This window comes from Xanthomonas arboricola pv. juglandis (genome assembly GCF_905367715.1).
GTDB classification, from domain to species: Bacteria; Pseudomonadota; Gammaproteobacteria; order Xanthomonadales; family Xanthomonadaceae; genus Xanthomonas; species Xanthomonas arboricola.
Map to the genome: position 1 here is coordinate 183,397 of NZ_HG999362.1, position 18,793 is coordinate 202,189.

Annotated in this window: 11 protein-coding genes; 9 read left to right on the forward strand and 2 right to left on the reverse strand. The window is 57.4% G+C overall.

Annotated elements, in window-relative coordinates:
* Window positions 1-33: 33 nt before the first annotated feature.
* The 6 genes from KHN93_RS00725 (at window position 34) to KHN93_RS21750 (ending at window position 8,845) form a co-directional block, all read left to right on the forward strand.
* Complete coding sequence (locus KHN93_RS00725; protein ID WP_425600187.1) at window positions 34-3,873, forward strand: LamG-like jellyroll fold domain-containing protein; 3,840 nt, start codon at window positions 34-36, stop codon at window positions 3,871-3,873.
* Window positions 3,874-4,060: 187 nt separating this feature from the next.
* Entirely contained in the window at window positions 4,061-4,270 is a 210-nt protein-coding gene (locus KHN93_RS00730) for a hypothetical protein (RefSeq protein ID WP_212579571.1), read from the forward strand.
* Between the two features lie 136 nt (window positions 4,271-4,406).
* Window positions 4,407-5,663 carry an SIR2 family protein gene (locus KHN93_RS00735; RefSeq protein ID WP_080565691.1) on the forward strand — a complete coding sequence of 419 codons (1,257 nt, stop codon included), beginning with the start codon at window positions 4,407-4,409 and terminating at the stop codon, window positions 5,661-5,663.
* Window positions 5,660-7,492: an ATP-binding protein gene (locus KHN93_RS00740; RefSeq protein WP_211921530.1), complete on the forward strand. Its 1,833-nt coding sequence runs from the start codon at window positions 5,660-5,662 to the stop codon at window positions 7,490-7,492. Before KHN93_RS00735 ends, KHN93_RS00740 begins: the two co-directional genes overlap by 4 nt.
* Before the next feature lie 2 nt (window positions 7,493-7,494).
* A complete protein-coding gene (locus KHN93_RS00745) occupies window positions 7,495-7,704 on the forward strand; it encodes a KTSC domain-containing protein (RefSeq protein WP_080565692.1) in 210 nt (69 codons plus the stop codon).
* Window positions 7,705-8,005: 301 nt separating this feature from the next.
* Window positions 8,006-8,845 (forward strand): DUF4238 domain-containing protein, encoded by an 840-nt coding sequence (locus KHN93_RS21750; protein ID WP_211921532.1) that lies wholly within the window; start codon window positions 8,006-8,008, stop codon window positions 8,843-8,845.
* A gap of 249 nt (window positions 8,846-9,094) precedes the next feature.
* Here KHN93_RS21750 and KHN93_RS00755 read toward each other — a convergent pair whose 3' ends face one another.
* Together KHN93_RS00755 and KHN93_RS00760 are read right to left on the reverse strand one after the other, a co-directional pair.
* Entirely contained in the window at window positions 9,095-10,546 is a 1,452-nt protein-coding gene (locus KHN93_RS00755) for an XVIPCD domain-containing protein (RefSeq protein ID WP_211921534.1), read from the reverse strand.
* Window positions 10,543-11,232: a hypothetical protein gene (locus KHN93_RS00760; RefSeq protein ID WP_211921536.1), complete on the reverse strand. Its 690-nt coding sequence runs from the start codon at window positions 11,230-11,232 to the stop codon at window positions 10,543-10,545. The genes KHN93_RS00755 and KHN93_RS00760 overlap by 4 nt, the downstream gene beginning before the upstream one ends.
* A 519-nt stretch (window positions 11,233-11,751) precedes the next feature.
* Between KHN93_RS00760 and KHN93_RS00765 the strand changes: the two genes are divergently transcribed.
* From KHN93_RS00765 to KHN93_RS00775, 3 genes are all read left to right on the forward strand, one after another.
* A complete protein-coding gene (locus KHN93_RS00765) occupies window positions 11,752-12,105 on the forward strand; it encodes a SymE family type I addiction module toxin (RefSeq protein WP_211921538.1) in 354 nt (117 codons plus the stop codon).
* A 113-nt stretch (window positions 12,106-12,218) separates the two neighbouring features.
* Window positions 12,219-12,893 (forward strand): RNA polymerase sigma factor, encoded by a 675-nt coding sequence (locus KHN93_RS00770; protein WP_244812177.1) that lies wholly within the window; start codon window positions 12,219-12,221, stop codon window positions 12,891-12,893.
* Window positions 12,894-13,018: 125 nt separating this feature from the next.
* On the forward strand, window positions 13,019-17,665 hold the full coding sequence (locus KHN93_RS00775) for an RHS repeat-associated core domain-containing protein (RefSeq protein WP_244812178.1): 4,647 nt from the start codon (window positions 13,019-13,021) through the stop codon (window positions 17,663-17,665).
* Window positions 17,666-18,793 lie beyond the last annotated feature (1,128 nt).

Genomic DNA, 18,793 nt, shown 5'->3' on the forward strand with positions numbered 1-18,793 from the left:
GACGAGGTGAGCGTGTCGAAGTTCTTGTTGGGAATGTTGTGCCTGATCGCGCTGCCGGTGAGCGCGGCCACCACCACCGCGCCGGAGCTGTTGTTCCGGGTGTCGGCCGACCGCGACCTGCAGGCCGATGTGGCCCGCGGCGACGGCGTGCCCAACTTCCGCGACAAGATCACCCTGGTGCCCACCGGCAAACGCGGCAACGCCATCGAATGGGCCGACGACGGCGTGCTGTCGTGGAATGCGCCCGGCAACCTCTACACCCAGCGCGGCACGCTCGGCTTCTTCTGGCGCTCGCGTTATCCGGTCGGCGAGGCGCCGTTCGTGATCTTCCGCGTCGGCTATGCCGACCACACCAGCTGGGACATGGCCTGGCTGCGCATCGACTGGAACGGCCAAGGCTTCGATGCCTTCGTCACCGATGCCAACCTCGCGCGCACCCGCGTCTCCTTCAAGCTCGACAAAAACCCGGCTGCCAGCGACTGGACCCACATTGCGTTTGCCTGGGACGAAACCCGCGGCGTGCGCCTGTATGTCGATGGCAAGGAAGCCGCACGCGTGGACTGCGGTGCGCCCTGCGCCAACGGCGGCGCGCTCGACTTCGACGCCGCGCTGGACCAGTTCGGCCTGGCCGGCCGCGTGATGTCGCCGCACCAGGTGCAGAGCCGCTACAACTTCCTGCGTGGCAGCGACTTCGACGAGATCCGCATCTACGACCGCATGCTCGACGCCAGCGGCGCCGCCGCGCTCGCACGCCTGCAGGAGCCCGCCAGCGCCGAGCCGGCCACACCGGCATCGCAACACGCCGCCTTCCTGCACCGCTTCGGTTGGGACAACGGCCACGCACCGCCACTGCTGGACGCACCGGTCACCCGCATCCGCAAGGTGGAGTTCGCCGACGCCCGCGACCTCAAGCAATGGATGTGGAAGGCCACCGACGGCATTGCCGAAACCACCTGGCCCGGCGTCTACAACCGCTCGCGCCTGCCCGGGCGCGACGACTACTTCCAGCTGCCGGACTGGAACACCTATGTCGAAGGCGGCAAGGCGCTGGATCTCACCCTGCCGGACGAGCCGGTCAACCGCATCGAACTGCGCGGCGCCGCCTACGGCCAGGCCAGCTACACCGCGCCCAACGCACAGGCGCAGCCGCTGTTCGCGCGCAGCCAGGGCGTGGTGCGCAGCGTGGACCAGTTCCCCGAGCGCCGCGGCGGCACGCTGCGCTTTGCCAACACCGCGCAGGAAACCCCCATCCAGGAAATCTGGGCCTACAACGTGCAGCCAGGCGAGGTGCCCAAGGGCAGCGCGCAACTCAGCTACACCGTGCGCAGCGACATCCAGCCCGACTACGACAACCTCGCACCCTTGCGCGATGTCATTGCCGGCCGCTACCCACCCGGCGAGCGGCAGACCGTCATCGCGCTGCCCACCAAGGCACCGGCGCGCAAGCGCCCCAGCGACAAGGCCGCAGCAAGCGCGCAGCAACCCATCGTGCACATCCTGGTGCCCTCCAGCCTGGGCGACCCGCCGCCGGACCAGGCGCTGATGCGCAGCTGGTCCTACGGCTGGGAGAACATGCACGACGGCCTGGACGGCATCGCCATCACCCTGCCGGCACTCAACCTGCCGGCCGCCCACAACGGCAGCATCCCGCTCAACATCCGCATCAAGGACCCCATCTGGCCCGCACGCGACATGATCGATGTCTCGGTCGCGGTCACCCCCGGCCAGGCCCGCACGCTGTGGCTGGACCTGCGCGACCGCATCCTCAGCAACGACAGCCTGATGCTCAGCATCGCCGCCGCCGCGCCCGGCTTCGATGCCAACGCGCTCGACGGCACCCAGCTGCAGCTGGTGTTCAAGCCGCGCGCCGAGGCCCTCACCGAGCACGTCGCCGACCGCTTCAACCAGGTCAAGGACAACTGGGGCTTTCTGGTGGAAGAACACACCACCTCCAAGCGCCAGCTGCTCTACAAGCGCCTGGACGCCGACATCACCGACCTGCTGCGCGTCGACCCGGACCACGCCCTCGGCCGCCAGTACTGGAACGACATCAGCTACGCCAACCAGGGCGCGTTGCCTGTCGAACTGCCCGCCGTACCCAAGGGCGTGCCCGCTTGGGCGTTCTGGCAGCTGCAGGACCTCAGCGCCACCCGCCGCTATATCCGCTGGTGGATCGAGCAGCGCCAGGTGGCCTACGGCGATTTCGGTGGCGGCATCTCCGACGACTCGGACCTGGTGCAGCAATGGCCCGGCGTCGCGCTGATGGGCGTGGACCCGGACAGGCTCAATGCCTCCATGCTGGCGTTGTCCGATGCCAACTACCGCAACGGCATGTTCACCAACGGCCTGTCCACCATCGAAACCGACGAGCTGCATTCCTACGAGGAGGGCATCAACCTCAACAGCGCCCTGCTGTATCTCAACTGGGGCGACCCGCGCACCGTCGAGCGCCTGATGGAAACGGTGAAAGCCTTCGACACCATCATCCAGGTCAACCCGCAAGGCCACCTGCTGTTTGCCAGCAACTGGTTCGGCGGCCGCAAGGTCTACCGCGAGCCCAACTGGCAATGGCAAAAACCGTACTCCTTCCCCATCGTGCACCCGGCCATCCTGCTGGGCGGCTATAACGCCGACCCCAACAGCCGCCGCATCGTCACCGGCCTGGCGGATGGCTATCTCGCCCACGCCTACACCAACGCCAAGGGCAACTGGGTCCTGCCCAACGAGATCAACTGGCAAACCGGAAAAACCCGCGGCGGCGAACTGTTCGAAGGCAGCGGCGGCGCCGACACCTTGCACACCTTCTGGGCCGCCTACCGCTTCACCGGTGAAGATCGCTATCTCAAGCCGATTAACTACCGCGTCGCCAACAGCGGCCCCAATGGCCTCTCGCTACTCAACGAAAACTTCCTCGATGTCATGGGCAAGCGCAGCGACTGGAGCGCCAAGCTCATCGATGCCGCAAATAAAGAAGACGGCAGTGCCCCGGACTTCCCGCACCACGTGGCCTGGGAGCAGACCGGCAATCTGGATTATCTCGCCGCCATTTACCGCAGCGAGGCGCGGGAGAAACTGCAGAACTTCTACATGAACACCGAAGGCCACTGGTGGAGCGACCGCGTGGAATCCCCCACGGTCAACCTGCAGCGCGCACGCCTTGGCGGCGTGGCCCTCAAGCGCAACCAGACCTACCCCGGCCACACCGTGAGCTGGCGCTTCGCCGATCCAGAGGCCGCCACCCAAGTAGCCATCGCCATCCCCGCACCCCAGCAAGACCGCTTCACCGTCATCGCCTACAACACCTCCAGTAAACCTCAGCGCGCCAGCATGACCGGCTGGAACGTCGCCCCAGGCCAATGGCGCATCACTCAAGGCGTGAGCAAAGCCCATGACGGCAAGCTCGACAGCAACGCCAAGACGCAAGAGCTCGCTTTCGAAAAAAGCGCGGCCATCGACATCGACTTCCCCGCAGGCCGCACCACCGTCCTGCAGCTTGAACGCATCGCAGCCACCACCCCGGTCGAACTACGCCCGGACCTGGGCATCGGCCACGGCGATGTGCGCGTGACTGCAGATGCCATCGAAGTGACCGTGCACAGCCTCGGCCATGCCGATGCGCCTGCAGGGTTTGTAGTGTTGGAGGATGGGCGTGGGAAGGAGCTGGCACGGGCGGCGTTTCCGGCGCTTGCCGCCCCACGCGATCTGCAGCCCATCACCACGCAGGTGCGCCTGCCGCTGACCAACGCGGCAAATCTAAAAACCGCGCGCTTGCGTGTTGTTACCGAAAGCAACGTGCCAGAGATTACCGACCTCAACAATAATCTTGCTCTCCCCGCCCCGGCCAAGCCGGCAACCGCAGAAAACAGCCAATAACCCGAGACACCAAGCCCTTCTCCCGCGCGTGGGAGAAGGGGCCCGAAGGGCGGATGAGGCCAAGGTCGATAAAGCCAGCGACCACTCGCGCAATTGCATTGACGCGATCCAAAAACTCGGCGAGGATCAAGTCACGCAGTATGTAATGCAGCCGCAAAGCCACACATTTCTTCAGGGGGAAGAAACAATGTTGAGCAAGGCATGGAGCATCGTGGCACTTAGTGTGGCGGCACTGGGATTGTTTACCGCATCCGCGCAGGCACGCGTCAGGGCCGCCGGCACGCACCACACCACCAGTCACGGTGGTCACTACAGCGCAGGCCACGGCGCCTTGCACAAGGGTGGCAGCTACCGCAGCACAAGTACCAACAACCACTATCGGCGTCACAAGTCCTAGCAGGCCTCAAGCCAACGCCACTCGGAAGTGCAGCGTAATGCGAGAACTCGGGCGGGCAAATATAGTCTAACTATTAGCGCGGATGCCGAATAGGTCCTATCGAGGCCTCGGTGGCACTGGGTGCAAGGAGTAATCAATGGAAACCTTCCACAATCCAGATCGGTTTATGTCCGACCTGCGACAGGTACTTTCGCAAGGGCGAAAGCGAATCGGCCTTCTCGTTGGCGCAGGGGCACCACTTGCTCTTCGCGTAAACGAAAATAATGAGATGGACCCTGGCGGAAGGTCATTAATTCCAGGCGTAGATGAGCTCACTCAAAAATCTACTTCAGGGCTAAGTAAGAAGCAGACGTTAGCAATCGATTCGATTAAGGCGAGCTTGGGCGGAAGTGCAAACATCGAAACCGTCTTATCAAGGGTTCGACTTTTGGAGCAGGCGCTGGGTAAAACTGAGGTCCAAGGACTAGATTCAGATGGTTACAAAGAACTCGGAAAAGATATCTGTAATAATATTGGCGCAATAGTCGGTGTGAAGTTGCCGAAAGGGCGGAACCCATATTCGGAGCTGATTTCCTGGATCACTGGTACCGTCAGGTCAAATTCTGTAGAAATATTCACAACCAACTACGATTTTCTCTTTGAAGAGGCTTTCGAGAGAGTTAGAAGCCCTTACTTTGACGGTTTCTCGGGAGGGAGTAAGCCATTCTTCGATCCAGTGTCAGTCGCAGGCGACGACCTGCCTGCTCGATGGGCTAAGCTATGGAAAATGCACGGTTCTCTTGGCTGGGCATTAGAAGAAGGGGCCGTGGTCCGAGGACATGGGAGAGGCGCAACCGAATTGGTCTATCCAGACCACCTTAAATATGATCTTACCCAGAAGCAGCCATACTCTGCCCTCTTCGAGAGGCTTAAAAGATTCTTACTTACACCGGACACACTTTTATTGGCGATCGGTTTCTCATTCAGAGACGCACACATATGCGCAGTTCTCGATGAGAGCTTAGCTATGAATGCTAATACTGCTGTTCTGGCTTTCCAGTATCAGACCTTAGAAAAAGAAGAGCCGGTTGTGAAGTTGGCCAATGACAGGCCCAATCTGAGCGTATACGCAGCCGATGGAGCGGTAATTGGTGGAGTATCAGGAAAGTGGCGTCCCGGGGAGCTTCCTAAAAACTGGGGTAGTATTCGGGATACGTTTTGGGCTTCCCGATGGCCGAAAACTCAACCGGTCTTTTTGCTGGGAGACTTTTCTGCATTTTCTCGCTTCTGCGCATTGGCCCAAGCTAACGATCTTATTGCGCAATCTTTAAAGAGAGATGAGCCTGATCATGATATAGCCGACACGGTGAGTGAAGCCGATACTGAGGCTCCGGCTGCGGATGATCCACAATGAGCGGGAACGATCCTACACGCTTAGGTGTTGTTAGTGCTGTGTCAGGCGCGACCTTGACGGTGAGGCTTGCTCAGTCAATTGACTCAGGGTTCGCCGTTATCAACGGCCATACTTATCGTGTCGGTCAAGTGGGTAGCTTCGTTAGGATTCCTCAGGGCTATCAAGACTTATTTGGAATAGTCTCGCAAGTGGGCGCTAGTGCTGCGCCAGCGCAAGCAGATATTTCTAGCTCCGAATCGGGAAGGTGGATGACCGTCCAGCTAGCAGGTGAAACCATTGGTGGCCAATTCGAGCGTGGGTTAAGTCAGCATCCAAATATTAACGACGCTGTACATTTGGTGACCGAGGCAGACCTACGAAGAATTTATGGCTCAATTAGCGACGATCAAGTGATCATCGGACATCTCGCAAGCGCTGAGAATATAGATGTTCGTCTTTCCCTAGATGCTCTCGTCACCAGGCATTCTGCGATTCTCGGATCGACGGGAGCGGGGAAATCTACAACTGTTGCGAGTCTACTACGTTCCATTATAAGGAAGGACGAACCTGCTGGATCCCCCGGTGCTCGAATTCTGATGCTAGATATCCATGGTGAATACACCAAAGCATTGGCGGACGTCGCCACTATTTTCAGTGCTACTCCTAGCCAAGGACAGGAGCCGCTTTTTGTTCCTTACTGGGCGTTGGAGGCTGGCGAGCTGTTAGATTTTGTTACTGGCGGGTTGTCTGAGGCACACGAGATAGCTTTCACCGATAAAATAACCGAGCTTAAAGAAAAATGTCTTTCATCTCATCCTAGGGCTGGAGTTGATTCAAGAACCATGACGGTCGACAGCCCGGTTCCATTTAGTTTGAAGCAGCTTTGGTATGAGTTAATTGATTTTGAAACGACCACTTATGAAGGGCCAAATCGTGACGAGCCCGCGATTGAATCGAAGGGAGATGCGGCAACATTGGTGCCCCCAAAATACAAGTCGCATGCTATGGGAACTAGGGGACCATTTACCAACACAGTCGCAAAAGGTATTCGTAGGCCATTAAACCTGCTTAGGTCACGCCTTCTTGATCGTCGATACGATTTTCTTTTGCATCCTGGGGATTGGGAGCCAGACTTAACCGGGTCAGTAAAAAATGATCTAGACAAACTTCTCCAGGGCTGGCTTGGTCACGATAAGCAGATCACCATCTTGGATCTCTCAGGAGTTCCCAGCACTGTGCTGACGCGCCTCATTGGCTCTATCCTACGAATAGTGTACGAAGCCCTCTTCTGGAGCAGAGAGAAGTCGGAAGGCGGGATTGAACGCCCACTACTCGTAGTAATGGAGGAGGCCCACCGCTACTTAGGCCCCGATGCGGGCACTGTCGCATCTGAGGTCGTAAAGCGGATTGCTAAAGAAGGACGGAAATATGGCGTTGGGGCAATGGTTGTTTCTCAAAGGCCTGCTGAGGTAGACGAAACAGTGTTATCCCAATGCGGAACAATTATTGCTCTTCGGTTATCCAATCCCGTTGACCGTGCTCGAGTGAAAGGAACACTGCCAGACAATCTTGCTGGGTTAATGGATCTGCTCCCTGTTTTAAGAACCGGGGAAGCAATCATCACTGGCGAAGCTGCACGGCTTCCTGTGAGATGCCGTATAGCCTTGCCGCGCCAAGAGCATTTGCCCAGAAGCAACGATCCGAAGGTGACCCAGGCCTGGTCCAGCCGCCGCTCGGCGGAAGGCTATGACCGTGTCGTGGCTTCATGGCGAAGTCAGCAGACTAATGCAGTCTTAAAAGACCTTGGTATTGCTCGTTCACCTATCAATGATAATTTAGAGGAAGAATGAAAATGGATCGTGAGGCTGTATCTTCATCAAATATTATATCTGCTGGCTACGATCCTGAGGCTGAGACATTAGAATTAGAATTCAAGGATGGCTCTGTCTATCAGTATTACAACGTAAGCTCTCACCTCTATGATCAATTTCAAGCGGCCCCATCGAAAGGCCAGTTTTTCAACGTGTACATAAAAAATGCTGTGCCATTTTCGCGAGTCTAATGCAATCGAAGGGCGGGCTCAGGTTCGAAGGGCGGGCTCAGGTTCATTTAATCAAAGCAATCTGACCCTAGTTTGCCGCAAATAGCAGTATGGCGAAAAGGACATTCTCATAGTGCATCCTAAAATTTAGGAGAACTGGGTCAGTTTTCCTAAGAGGTCGGCGTGGGCCTCAGTTGAATTCTGAGGAAAAGGCATGTCAGCTTATTATCGGCAATAGACGAGGTCGCCCGAAGCGCGATATGCAAACTAAGAAATCCGGAAATCTCGGGTCGGATCACCTAAGACGAAGCGAACGAACAGCATGGGCGATCACTATCTGCCACAGCATTACCTCAATGGGTTTGCGATAAAAGAACGCTTATGGGTCCATGATCTAGAGCGGCAGCTCACGCGTCGTGGAAAGCCAAAGTCAGAAGCCAACGTTAATGATCTCTGGCCTAGTCAGTTGGAGCGCCATCTTGCCGAAAAAATTGAAGGGCCGGCGCAAGACACCATTGATCGCATACGTCGATTCGAACCGATAGATGATTCAGAGAGACAGGCGCTCGCTACTTATCTAATCACGATGTGGAAACGAGTGCCGGCAGGTCGCGATCGAACAGCCTCACACATTCCGCAACTTGCTGCGGAGCACAAGCAAGGGTACTTTTCCCAAATCGAGGGGATGGTCGCTGACGGCTCAATGTCAGTAGATCAGGGTGCTGAGGCAAGACAGAGGGTGTCGGACATACTTGAAGGCCTAGTCGACGGACCGCCCGACTACTACTGGCACCATGCGCTCCGCGACGGTGCTACTCCCAAGATGATGTCTGCGCTACATGGCATGAACTGGACGTTCTTGGTGAGTACCTCTGACCCGTACCTTACTTGCGACGACCCACTTTTTTTCTTTTGCAGCGTTGGCATAGGCAGAGCTAATTCTGAGCTGAGCGTGCCGCTCTCTACGTCAATTACTCTGCTGGCTCACAGGCAGTGCGCAAAGTCACGACAGTTCCAAGATGCCCGTGCAGGAATGGTCGTCCAGTTTAATCGCCGGACCGCGCATAACGCCAGACGATTTATGTATTCTGCTGAACCCGTGCCCTGGGCTATAAAGTTGGGTACACGTAAGCCAAGTCCAGCGCAAATTAACAGGCTTTAATGTTAATTTGATGGCAGGGGAGCAAATAGCGGGGTCAGGTTCTAAGGTATCCTCACGTTTTACACCTTAAGCATCATCTGCTCGCGCACTGCCGCAGGCAGTGCGCGCAAGCGCCCTATCCACCGTGAGACGGGTTCCATCGGCCACTAAAGAATGGGGTCAGATTCACTTACGCGTCAGTCCCCGTTCCATGTTTAGAGCAAGGGGCTGCTAACCGTTTGATGATGGTAGGTGCGCCGTGTCATCGCCTCAAAGCGACGGAACGGGGCCGCGCTGTTGTTGCTCCTGTGAGCGCTGCTGTTCCATTGCCAGCTCTTGCGTGCGCTCATGCGCTAATCGCGGGTTGACAGATTCCAGTTGCGTAAAACTTTCTTGAACAGACCGCTGCGCGGCGTCGGCCGTTGGCATATGGGCGCGCAGCATGGCTGGATCCTTTGGATCGCCTTGCACTACAAACAGGGTCTGCGCAGCGGGCGAGTCTTTGGTCTTTTCGCTGAGCAGCACATGGTCCACCCGAGTTAGCCCATTGTCTTTGGCTAGCGTCAGCAGACTCGCTGTCATCCGTTCACTGGTGGCATCAAACGTGCGGCCGTTGGCTGCATCTAGCTGCTCCACTTTGCTTCGGATCTGCTGATGCATGGCATGGTCCGGGTGTCCCGCTTCTGCAGGGGTCAATATGCGGCTTGGCTCATTCGGTGCCGCAAGATTGGGAGAGCTGACGCCGCGTGCGCCAGTGTCCTTGAGCTGGACCATGCCATAGCCGTCCTTGCCAAGGTCAATGATGTTGAAGGTCTTTGCAGATCCTAGCTCCAGCCCGTTGCGCTCCAGCTGTCTTGGGTCCAGGCCCAGCGATTTAAGATCGATGCGAACTTCCGGAGGCTGGCGGTCATGCGCAAGATGCGCGTAGTTCTGCGCGATGTGACTGATCGGATTCACGCCATAGTAGTTGCGGTAGTCGGAATCGCCATGTGGGCCTAGCGTGCCACTGCTGTCGTAGAAACAGTGCTCAACCGACTTGGTCAGCGCATCATTGCGGGTAAAAGGGTGCTTGGTGAGTGCATCGTAGGTCAGTCCGTCTGCAAACTGCGGAGCGCCGTTCGGTTGTCGCACGACACACCGATTACTCGACCGGTCGAGCAACTCCTTCTCAACCACACTGTCGGGCATCTCAGGGTTCAGATGTTTGATTCGATCATGCAGGGCACGCATTCCCGAGATTTCCGACAGTGCTTCGTCTGCGCGAGTCGAATCCAGGTAAACACGGGTAGGGCCAGTCAGGTCGACCTGATGTTCCCGATTGTCGTAGGCCTCCTGCATCCGGTTGCCCATGCTCTTGCCGAACTCGGCAAGGGCGTCGGCACGATGCTGGGCCAATACGCCATGCATTGTTTCGTGGCCCATGACCTCAGTCAGATAGTCGATGCGCTCTGATCCTGCGAAGTCTTTGAACGCTGCTTCACTGATATTGAGTGTGCCCGCATTGCCGTCCTTACCATCCTGGAAGTGGCCCCCGTTGTTCTGTCCATGCGAAACAGCAATCGCGCCAATTCGACCTTTCTCAATGGCATCGCCTAGCAGGTTCGACAGATAAGGTGAGTCGGCGATCGTCTGGCGAATGCTGTCCTCTGCACCAGCAGGATGTGCAGGGTCTTTCGCCATCCGGGCAAGTAGAGGCTCGATACGTGGGTCAACCCGGGTCATGGCTTGCCTCCATCGATCTTTACGCTATAAGCGCACTCTTGTGGCCTGCCTTGTTCCTTGGTTCGATAGAGAAGCAACGATACCGAAAAAATCTGACTTCCGCCGTTGATCGCGCGCCAATGCTGGCGTAGCCATCCACCCTGAAACGGCCGCTGGCCGCCGCGCGTATATCCCATCCCTTCGAGCGCTTTGGAGAGTGCTTCTGCTTGCCAGATGCAGGTGGACGTAGGCACGCGCGTGGGGTCGTTATGGTCAGGTAGAGTCACTGCAACCTCTATCCTCGAGAAGCCATCTTTCGTTGGGCGATGCGTCGCGTAGAGCTCAAAGCCATCGGCCAGAGAAACTTCCTTTACTTCACGCCACGGGTATGCCGGATCAGACGGTGGTCCAAGCTTGATGCCAAGTGCTGACTCCATCTGGGGATAGTCCAGATCCGCTGGCACTGTCAGTCCATCAATGAAGCGCAGCAGCCGGCGCTGCAATTCTTGCAAAGTAGTATTCGTAGAGACGATGTCGGCACCGTTGTCGATACCTCTACTCTTCTCTTGAGGGGGCGGCGTCGCTGTCGCAGCAGATGACGTGCCTGCATCCCGCTTTGCTTCATGGGGTGTGCGAGCACATGCACTTGGCAGCGCTATTGAAAGCAGCAGCAAGGGAAACAGGTTTCGGAGGCTAATTTTTATCATTGGGATCCTGCGACTCACGCGGCATCGCGCTGCTGGTCAATTCTCACCCGTGCCGTCTGTGTCATGTACTACCGCGCCCGAATCTGAGTGGCGCGATGTTGATGGATAGCGAGAGAACGTAAAGCTATTTGCGGGAAGGTGGGGATGCGCTTGGAGTAGCAATCTCTCTAGGTTCAATCCAACTCTGACCCTGCTGCTTCAAACGTTGACGCAAGGATCTTCCATCAACGCTTTCCAGATTGCCAGCATCAGCCAGTTGACATGTCACGCAGCGCGTAGCAGTCTTTTCGGCAAGGAGCGTAGAAACTCCTCAGAGAGCGGTACCCACCTCCGTCAAACCGGTGGGTTTTTTGTGCCTGCAGCATCTTGCGGGCACAACCGACGCGATGCCTGCGTCGGGAGGGCGGCTAATACAACACCCTTCGGGGAAATACGCCCGCCGGCTCTCTGCGGTTTCTAACCTCCCGACATCCCGTCGCCACCCGGCGGCGTGGCCTGTTCGTCAAGGAGGGCTTTGCCATGCGTCGATCCACGTCCAGTCCCAAGCCAGCGCGCAAGCGCGTCACCGTGCCGCCGCCCACCGAGATCGGCTGGCACTCGCTTGACCCCTCGATCCCGCCGCGGCCCTACCTCGAGCGCACCCCCATCCCCGAGCCCCGCCCCGATCCCACCAAGCCGCGCCGCCCAGGCCACCCGCGTGCCCCGCAACACTGCACCGTCGGCTACGGCTACTACCCCGACAGCCACCAACGCATCCCCACGCTGCGCTTACGCGGCCGCTGGCTGGAACAACTCGGCTTCACTATCGGCAGCAAACTCCACGTCCGCATGCGCAACGGCGAGCTGGTCGTCACCGTCGCACCTGCAGAGTGACCAACCCGCCGCACCCCGCGCTCCGCGCGTGCACCCCGCAGTTGGAGAACTCGCATGGTGAATGACACCTGGCCGGCACCTTCGGCAGATACCCGCGCTTCGGCAGCAAATGGGTGCCGCTGCCGGTCGAACGCGCGACCAACACCTGCACCGCCTGGCATCGACGCAGCGCCGCAGGCACCACCGCCACTACACGCACGCCGTACGTCGCACATCCGCGCGCCGCATCTATGGGCGACTACACCCGCATACGCCACACCACGCGTTGGCGCGTACGCGAGGAGCCGGCAGCGGGCAGGGCGCGTTTCGACCAGGCCATCGGCCTGTTGCATGCCGACCTGCTCGCCTACATGCGCCGGCGCTTGCGTGACCGCGACACCGCCGACGACCTCACCCAGAAAACGCTGCTCCGCTTGCTGGCCTACCGCGACGCGCCCGACATCGGCGACTACGCGCTGCTGATGTACCGCATCGCGCACAACGTGGTGCTGGAGCATTGGCGCACGCGCCACCGCCGCCATGCCAACGCCCACGTCGCACTGGACCTGATCGCGCCACTGGCGGCAGATGGCGCCCACGTCGACCAGATCGCCGACACCCGCCGCATCCTGCAACACTTGCACACCCACACGCTGCCCGCACTACCGCCCAGATGCCGCCAGGCCTTCATCCTCAACCGCATCGACGGCCTCACCTACCCGCAAGTGGCCGCAGCCATGGACATCTCGATCAAGATGGTGGAAAAGCACATCAGCCGCGCACTGGCCGCGTGCAGGAATGCTTTGTAGTTGAAGCCGATTAATAAGGCTTGACGAAGACAATTTCTGCGCGAGATGATAACGACGATCTTTAGCTGCGGCATCTTGATGTCGTCTGCAGCATCGCCAGCTGCCAAAATTTGAAGGAATAGGACATGGAAGTTCTGAAGCCCCTGCGGCTGCGTCGTTACGCTTGCGCATTGTTGCTAAGCACTGTCTGCGGAGTCTGCGCGCAGGAGGTCAAGCAAGAATGGACGGTTGTTGCCAAGCACCCAGAAATTCCGACCACAACCGTTGGCGTTTTCGACAATCAACATCGTGCAATTGAGGCCATGGCGCAAATCGCTGGTCCCAGCGATGCACAGTATGCGTATGGTTTAGCTACGCATGTGAAAGAAACAAAAACAAACGAAGACCAGACAGTTACGCTCACGTACTGGCTTGGTAACGATCAACCTTCCGATCCCGAATGGACTTACTCTGCACTAGGTAGCTCTTACGCAAGTGAGGTCGAGATGGTTGCACGTATTGAGTCCTTCTACACTGAATTTAACGAATGTGGCAAGGTTTCGCTGAAGCCAGCAACCGAATGGACGCCATATTCGGCGGAATTCGAGGGTCGTTTTGATTCAAAAAGTTTTGATGTTGTATCGAACGTAATTTATGACGATGGAACGTGCTTGCCCGTAAAGCACACCGGGTTCGGTACTCGCCAGCGCAGGCTATTTTGTCCTTTATATACGACCTGGAACGATGACTATCAAGCCTGTGTAAATCTGGAAATATTTGCTTACTTGACCGGGCCTTCTTTAGAGGATACGTGTTCGGTTGGTAACCCGTGCGATGTAAAGACCGGGGAAAAATCACAACCTGAACAGGATTTCGATCTTGGATGGATACGTCTCGTTCGAACGTTTCGGTCCTCGCAGATTGGACGGCGATCCAACCTTGGGGCGGGCTGGTTCAACTCACATGAAGTCAGCGTTTCTGCAAGTGGCTCTTACGCAATACTTGCTGAAGGAAACGGGCTTCAACGCAATTTCAAATCGGTCGGAAATTCTTTTATTGCTTCTGATGGTTCTGGGGATCGGCTTGAGAAAATAGCTAATGGATGGCGACTTTTTAGGTCGGATACGGTTTCGGAATTTGATGCTACAGGCGCGTTGAGCTTGGTGTCGAAGGACGACGGTACTTATCTTCGATATGCGTACGATCGGTCATTGAGGTTGGAGTCGATCACGCACTCGACGGGCCGTAAGTTGGTTTTTAACTACGCTGATGGTTCCCGTTATGCCCAGCTTATTCGAGTTGCGCTGGACGGGGTTGCGTTGGCTACTTACGCTTACTCTGACACTTTCCCGGACAGCGCGGTGCTGGAGAGCGTGACCTATGCGGACGGCCGGGTCAGGTCGTATCTGTATGAAGACGAGGATTTTTACCGCTTCCTGACCGGCGTGGTCGCGGAGGATGGAATGCGCTACAGCACATTCGCCTACAACGCTACGGGGCGTGTTGTGTCAAGCCAGCATCACGACGGCGCAGACGGTGTGACGCTTGATTACACCGATGGCGCCACCGTTGTAACCGACGCGTTGGGGAAACAGACGACATATACGCTGAGCCAGCGTTCCGCAGGTCCTAGAAAAATAGATGACATCACCGACAGCGCAGGCACGCTCAGCAGCGACTATTTGGACGCAAGTGTCGATTTTCGGCGGCGCTTGAGAGCTTCTACCGATCGTGCCGGGGTTGTCACGCAACACGCCTATGCCGAACTTGCGGATGCTGGCGTGCCAGTCAATGTGCATACGGTCACCGAGGCGGCTGGTTTACCCAGCCAGCGAATCACAAGTACGCGCACCACTGTCGACAGCAATCGATTGATGTCAGTTCAATCAAGTGACAAGAAAATAGGCTATGTCCGAAATGCGCGGCTGCAGCCGCAGCAAGTCATCACGACCGACGTCGCAAGTGGTCAGACCAGAGTTCTCAGTATGAACTACTGCGAGGCAGCCGATGTCGCTGCTGGTGGCGACTGCCCCGTGCTTGGCCTCCTGAAGTCCATCGATGGCCCGCGCACGGATATCGACGACCGTACGACCTACAACTATTACCCCATCGATGCTGCCGGGTGCGAGACCGGCACCGGACCGTGCCCGTATCGCAAGGGCGACCTCAAGCAAACCATCAACGCCCGCGGCCAGATCCGCGAGAATCTGAGTTATGACGCGGCAGGCCGCGTTCTTTCTGCCGTTGACGAAAACGGGGTGCTGACCGATTACAGCTACCACCCGCGTGGTTGGTTGGCATCGACCACGGTGCATGGCGCTACTTCCGGGCAGAATCGCGTCACCACGTTGGAGTATTGGCCCACCGGCTTGGTCAAGCGCATCACCCAGCCCGACGGCAGCTACGCCACGTTTGTCTACGACCAGGCCCAACGCCTCACCGATGTCACCGATACGCTGGGCAACACCCTTCATTACGTGCTTGATGATGCCGGCAATCGTCTGGAGGAGCAGACCAAGGATGCGCAAGGTACGCTCAAGCACAGCTTGAGCCGTATTTACAACCAATTGGGCCAACTGAAAACGCAGGCGGACGCAGCCGCAAATCCCACCGACTACGCATACGATGCAAACGGCAACCTGCGCTTGATCACCGACGCATTTGGCCGTAACACCCTGCAAGAGCACGATCCCCTCGGTCGGCTTGCGCGCACCTTGCAGGACGTCGATGGCATCAAGGCCGAAACCAATGTGGGTTACGACACGCAGGATCGCCCGTTGCAGGTCAAGGATCCCAAACGTCTGGACACGCGCTACACGTACAACGGCTTCGGCGATACCCTGAAGCTGACCAGCCCGGACACCGGCGTCACTAGCTATACCTACGACAGCGCCGGCAACCGCGCCACGCAGACCGATGCACGCGGCATCACGTCCACCTATGGCTACGACGCGCTCAACCGTGTCCTGAGCATCAGCTACCCAACCACCGCCTTCAATGTCAGCTACACCTATGACCTCACGCAGAGCGTGTGCGCCAGCGGTGAGACGTTCACCGTCGGGCGGCTGGCTAAGCTCCAGGATGGCAGCGGTACCACCCAATACTGCTACAACCGCTTCGGCGAGGTGGTGCGCAAGGTGCAGACGGTCAACGGCAAGGTGTTGGTGTTGCGCTACGACTACACGTCTGGCGGCCGCCTTCGGTCGATGGTCTACCCGGACGGCACCACGGTCGATTATGTCCGCAACGCGCAAGGCCAGACGACCGAGGTTGGGGTGACGGCACAAGGCGGCAGCCGCCAACGTCTGCTGAGCGGAGCGACCTACTATCCGTTCGGCCCATCTGCCGGCTGGACCTACGGCAACGGCCGCACGTTGGCGCGCATGTACGATCAGGATTACCGCCCACAGAGCATTCAGGACAGCCGCACAGGCGGCCTGGAGATTGGCTTCGGCTTCGACCCTGTTGGCGACCTCACTGACCTGACCCCGGCCGGTAACCCGACGCCAGAGCTTCAACTGACCTACGACGCGCTTGGTCGGCTGACCGCACTCAAGGATGGCAGTACAGGTACCGTGATCGACGGCTATAGCTACGATGGTACGGGTAACCGCATGAGTGCCAAAGTCGGCGGCGCCACGCAGGTCTACACCTATCCAACGACCAACCACCGCTTGAGCGCAGTCGCAGGCGTGGCACGCACCTACGACAAAATGGGCAACACCCTCACCATCGGCGGCAAGGCACGCGAGTACCTGTACGACAACACCGGGCGCATGACCCAGGTCAAGCGCGCAGGTGTCGCGGTCATGAACTACCGCTACAACGGCCGAGGCGAGCAGGTACGTCGCTACCTGGGCACCACCAACACCTATACGCTCTACGACGAGGCCGGCCATTGGCTCGGCGACTACGACACTAACGGTGCACCCAAGCAACAAGCGATCTGGCTGGATGACCTGCCGGTCGGCCTGTTGGCCAACGGTGGTCAACTGCACTATATCGAACCCGACCACCTAGGCAGCGCGCGTGTGGTCGTGGATGCCGCCCGCGACGTTGCCGTGTGGAACTGGAGCCTGAAGGGCGAAGCCTTCGGCAATACGGCACCCAACCAGGATCCGGATGGAGACGGCACCGCGATGGTGTTCGATATGCGCTTTCCGGGCCAGCGGTTTGATGCAGCGAGCGGGTTCAATCAGAACTACTTTCGTGACTACGACGCGGCGGCAGGCCGGTATGGGCAGAGTGATCCGATTGGTATAGCGGCTGACATAAGCACCTATTCGTACGTCTCTGCAAATCCTTACGAAATGTTTGACCTACTGGGCCTAGAGTCAGTAGGCTCTTTTAATAACGGAGGGCAAAGACTCTCTTGGGAAGATGGCGTAAACCTTAGAGGCCCCGATTTTGTAAAGGTATCACTCAATTATGGTCCCGGTACCCTTTCCTTTACTCGGGGAAGGAATGGTCGAGTCTATATGAGTAAAGGGCTGGCAAAGATATACCCTCACTCGATATCCGCAGGCGTTTCAGCAAGCATGGGATGGGTTAACGAATGTGAAGGACGCCCGAACGACGCTCAATTGAATAATCTTTTCACCGGCCCTGGATTGGCTGGGTTTGGAGCGTATGGGCCACTCGGCGGAGCATATAGCTACTCACCTGGAGCGGGTTCTACCACTGAAATCGGAGTGGGCACAGGAGTTTCTATCACTAAAGGTCGTGGTACCGGTGGGTTTGGTGGTGAAAAAGGTGAGGTTATTAGTAACGATGGTTGGGGCTGGGAATGGTGAAAATACTAAATTACTTATTTTTTGCTACCATTTGTGCTTGCGTAGCATATGGCATCTATTTGTCTTCAAAGAAGTCAAAAGCTACTGATCTTTCCGGAAAGCCTGGAATCAGTACGTTAAAAGCTGAAATCGACCCGTTTGCGCAGAGCTTTGGGGGGACGCCCATAAATTTTTTTGATCGAGTCAGCGTTGCCGGCGGTCTGTCAAGTAACATTCATTTGAGTCCTGGGGAGGTTCCTCCATTAGCGAATTTTAGGAGCCTCGCATTAAAAACAGGGTGGGTAGAGGTTGTACCCGCAAAATCACCTTATTCGATTAGCTATCGATTTTGCAAAAAGAGAATGATGCTTTTGCTTGAGCATTCTTACAAGTCTCACTGGATCTATGGAATTGAATGGGTTTCCGATGGAGAGGGAATTTATTACTGTAAATCGAGATAAATAACTCGGCTGGAAATTCGCAGTCTCCGCCTGAGCGCAGTCACAGGCATGGCGCGCCCCTACGACAAGATGGCAACACCCTCCCCATTGGCGGCAAGCTTCGATCGCTTGAAGATGGAAGCTAGCGAACTCTTCATCAGCCAGGACCCGAGATGACTCCAGATGACTTTGTTATCGGGCTGAAGACCCAATGCGCGGACGCAGCCGTTCACGACTGCGTGGAACTTCTTAACGCCCCGCCGGGCCGTAGGCCCGAACAATCTTTGGTTAGCTTGTCCGTCTGGTATCGCGGTCTCGCTCCTGCCGACAAAGCCAACGTTGTCGCCGTATTGCAAATGGCGGCCGATGCAACGCTGTTCGGCGTCTTGTGCGTTATCGACGGTGTTCGCGCTATCGAGGATCAATCAACCAAGTCCAAGTTCAGGCTCACAGCCACATGCAACGGTTCAACGTCACTCATAGCGCCCGGACCCGAAGATCTTCATGCTCTTCTACAGACAGATTCTCTGTAAGAAACGAAGTGCGCCGCGCATATGCAGCAGACACTGTCTAGCTCTGGCGTAGTGCGCCGCAGGTGAGCTGGGCTGTACCTTACACAAGGCGATGAGGCCACAAGAAGTGGGGGTCAGGTTAATCTAATGAGTCGACTTGACCTCTCATTCCTTCATGGCGCATCCGCAATGCAAAC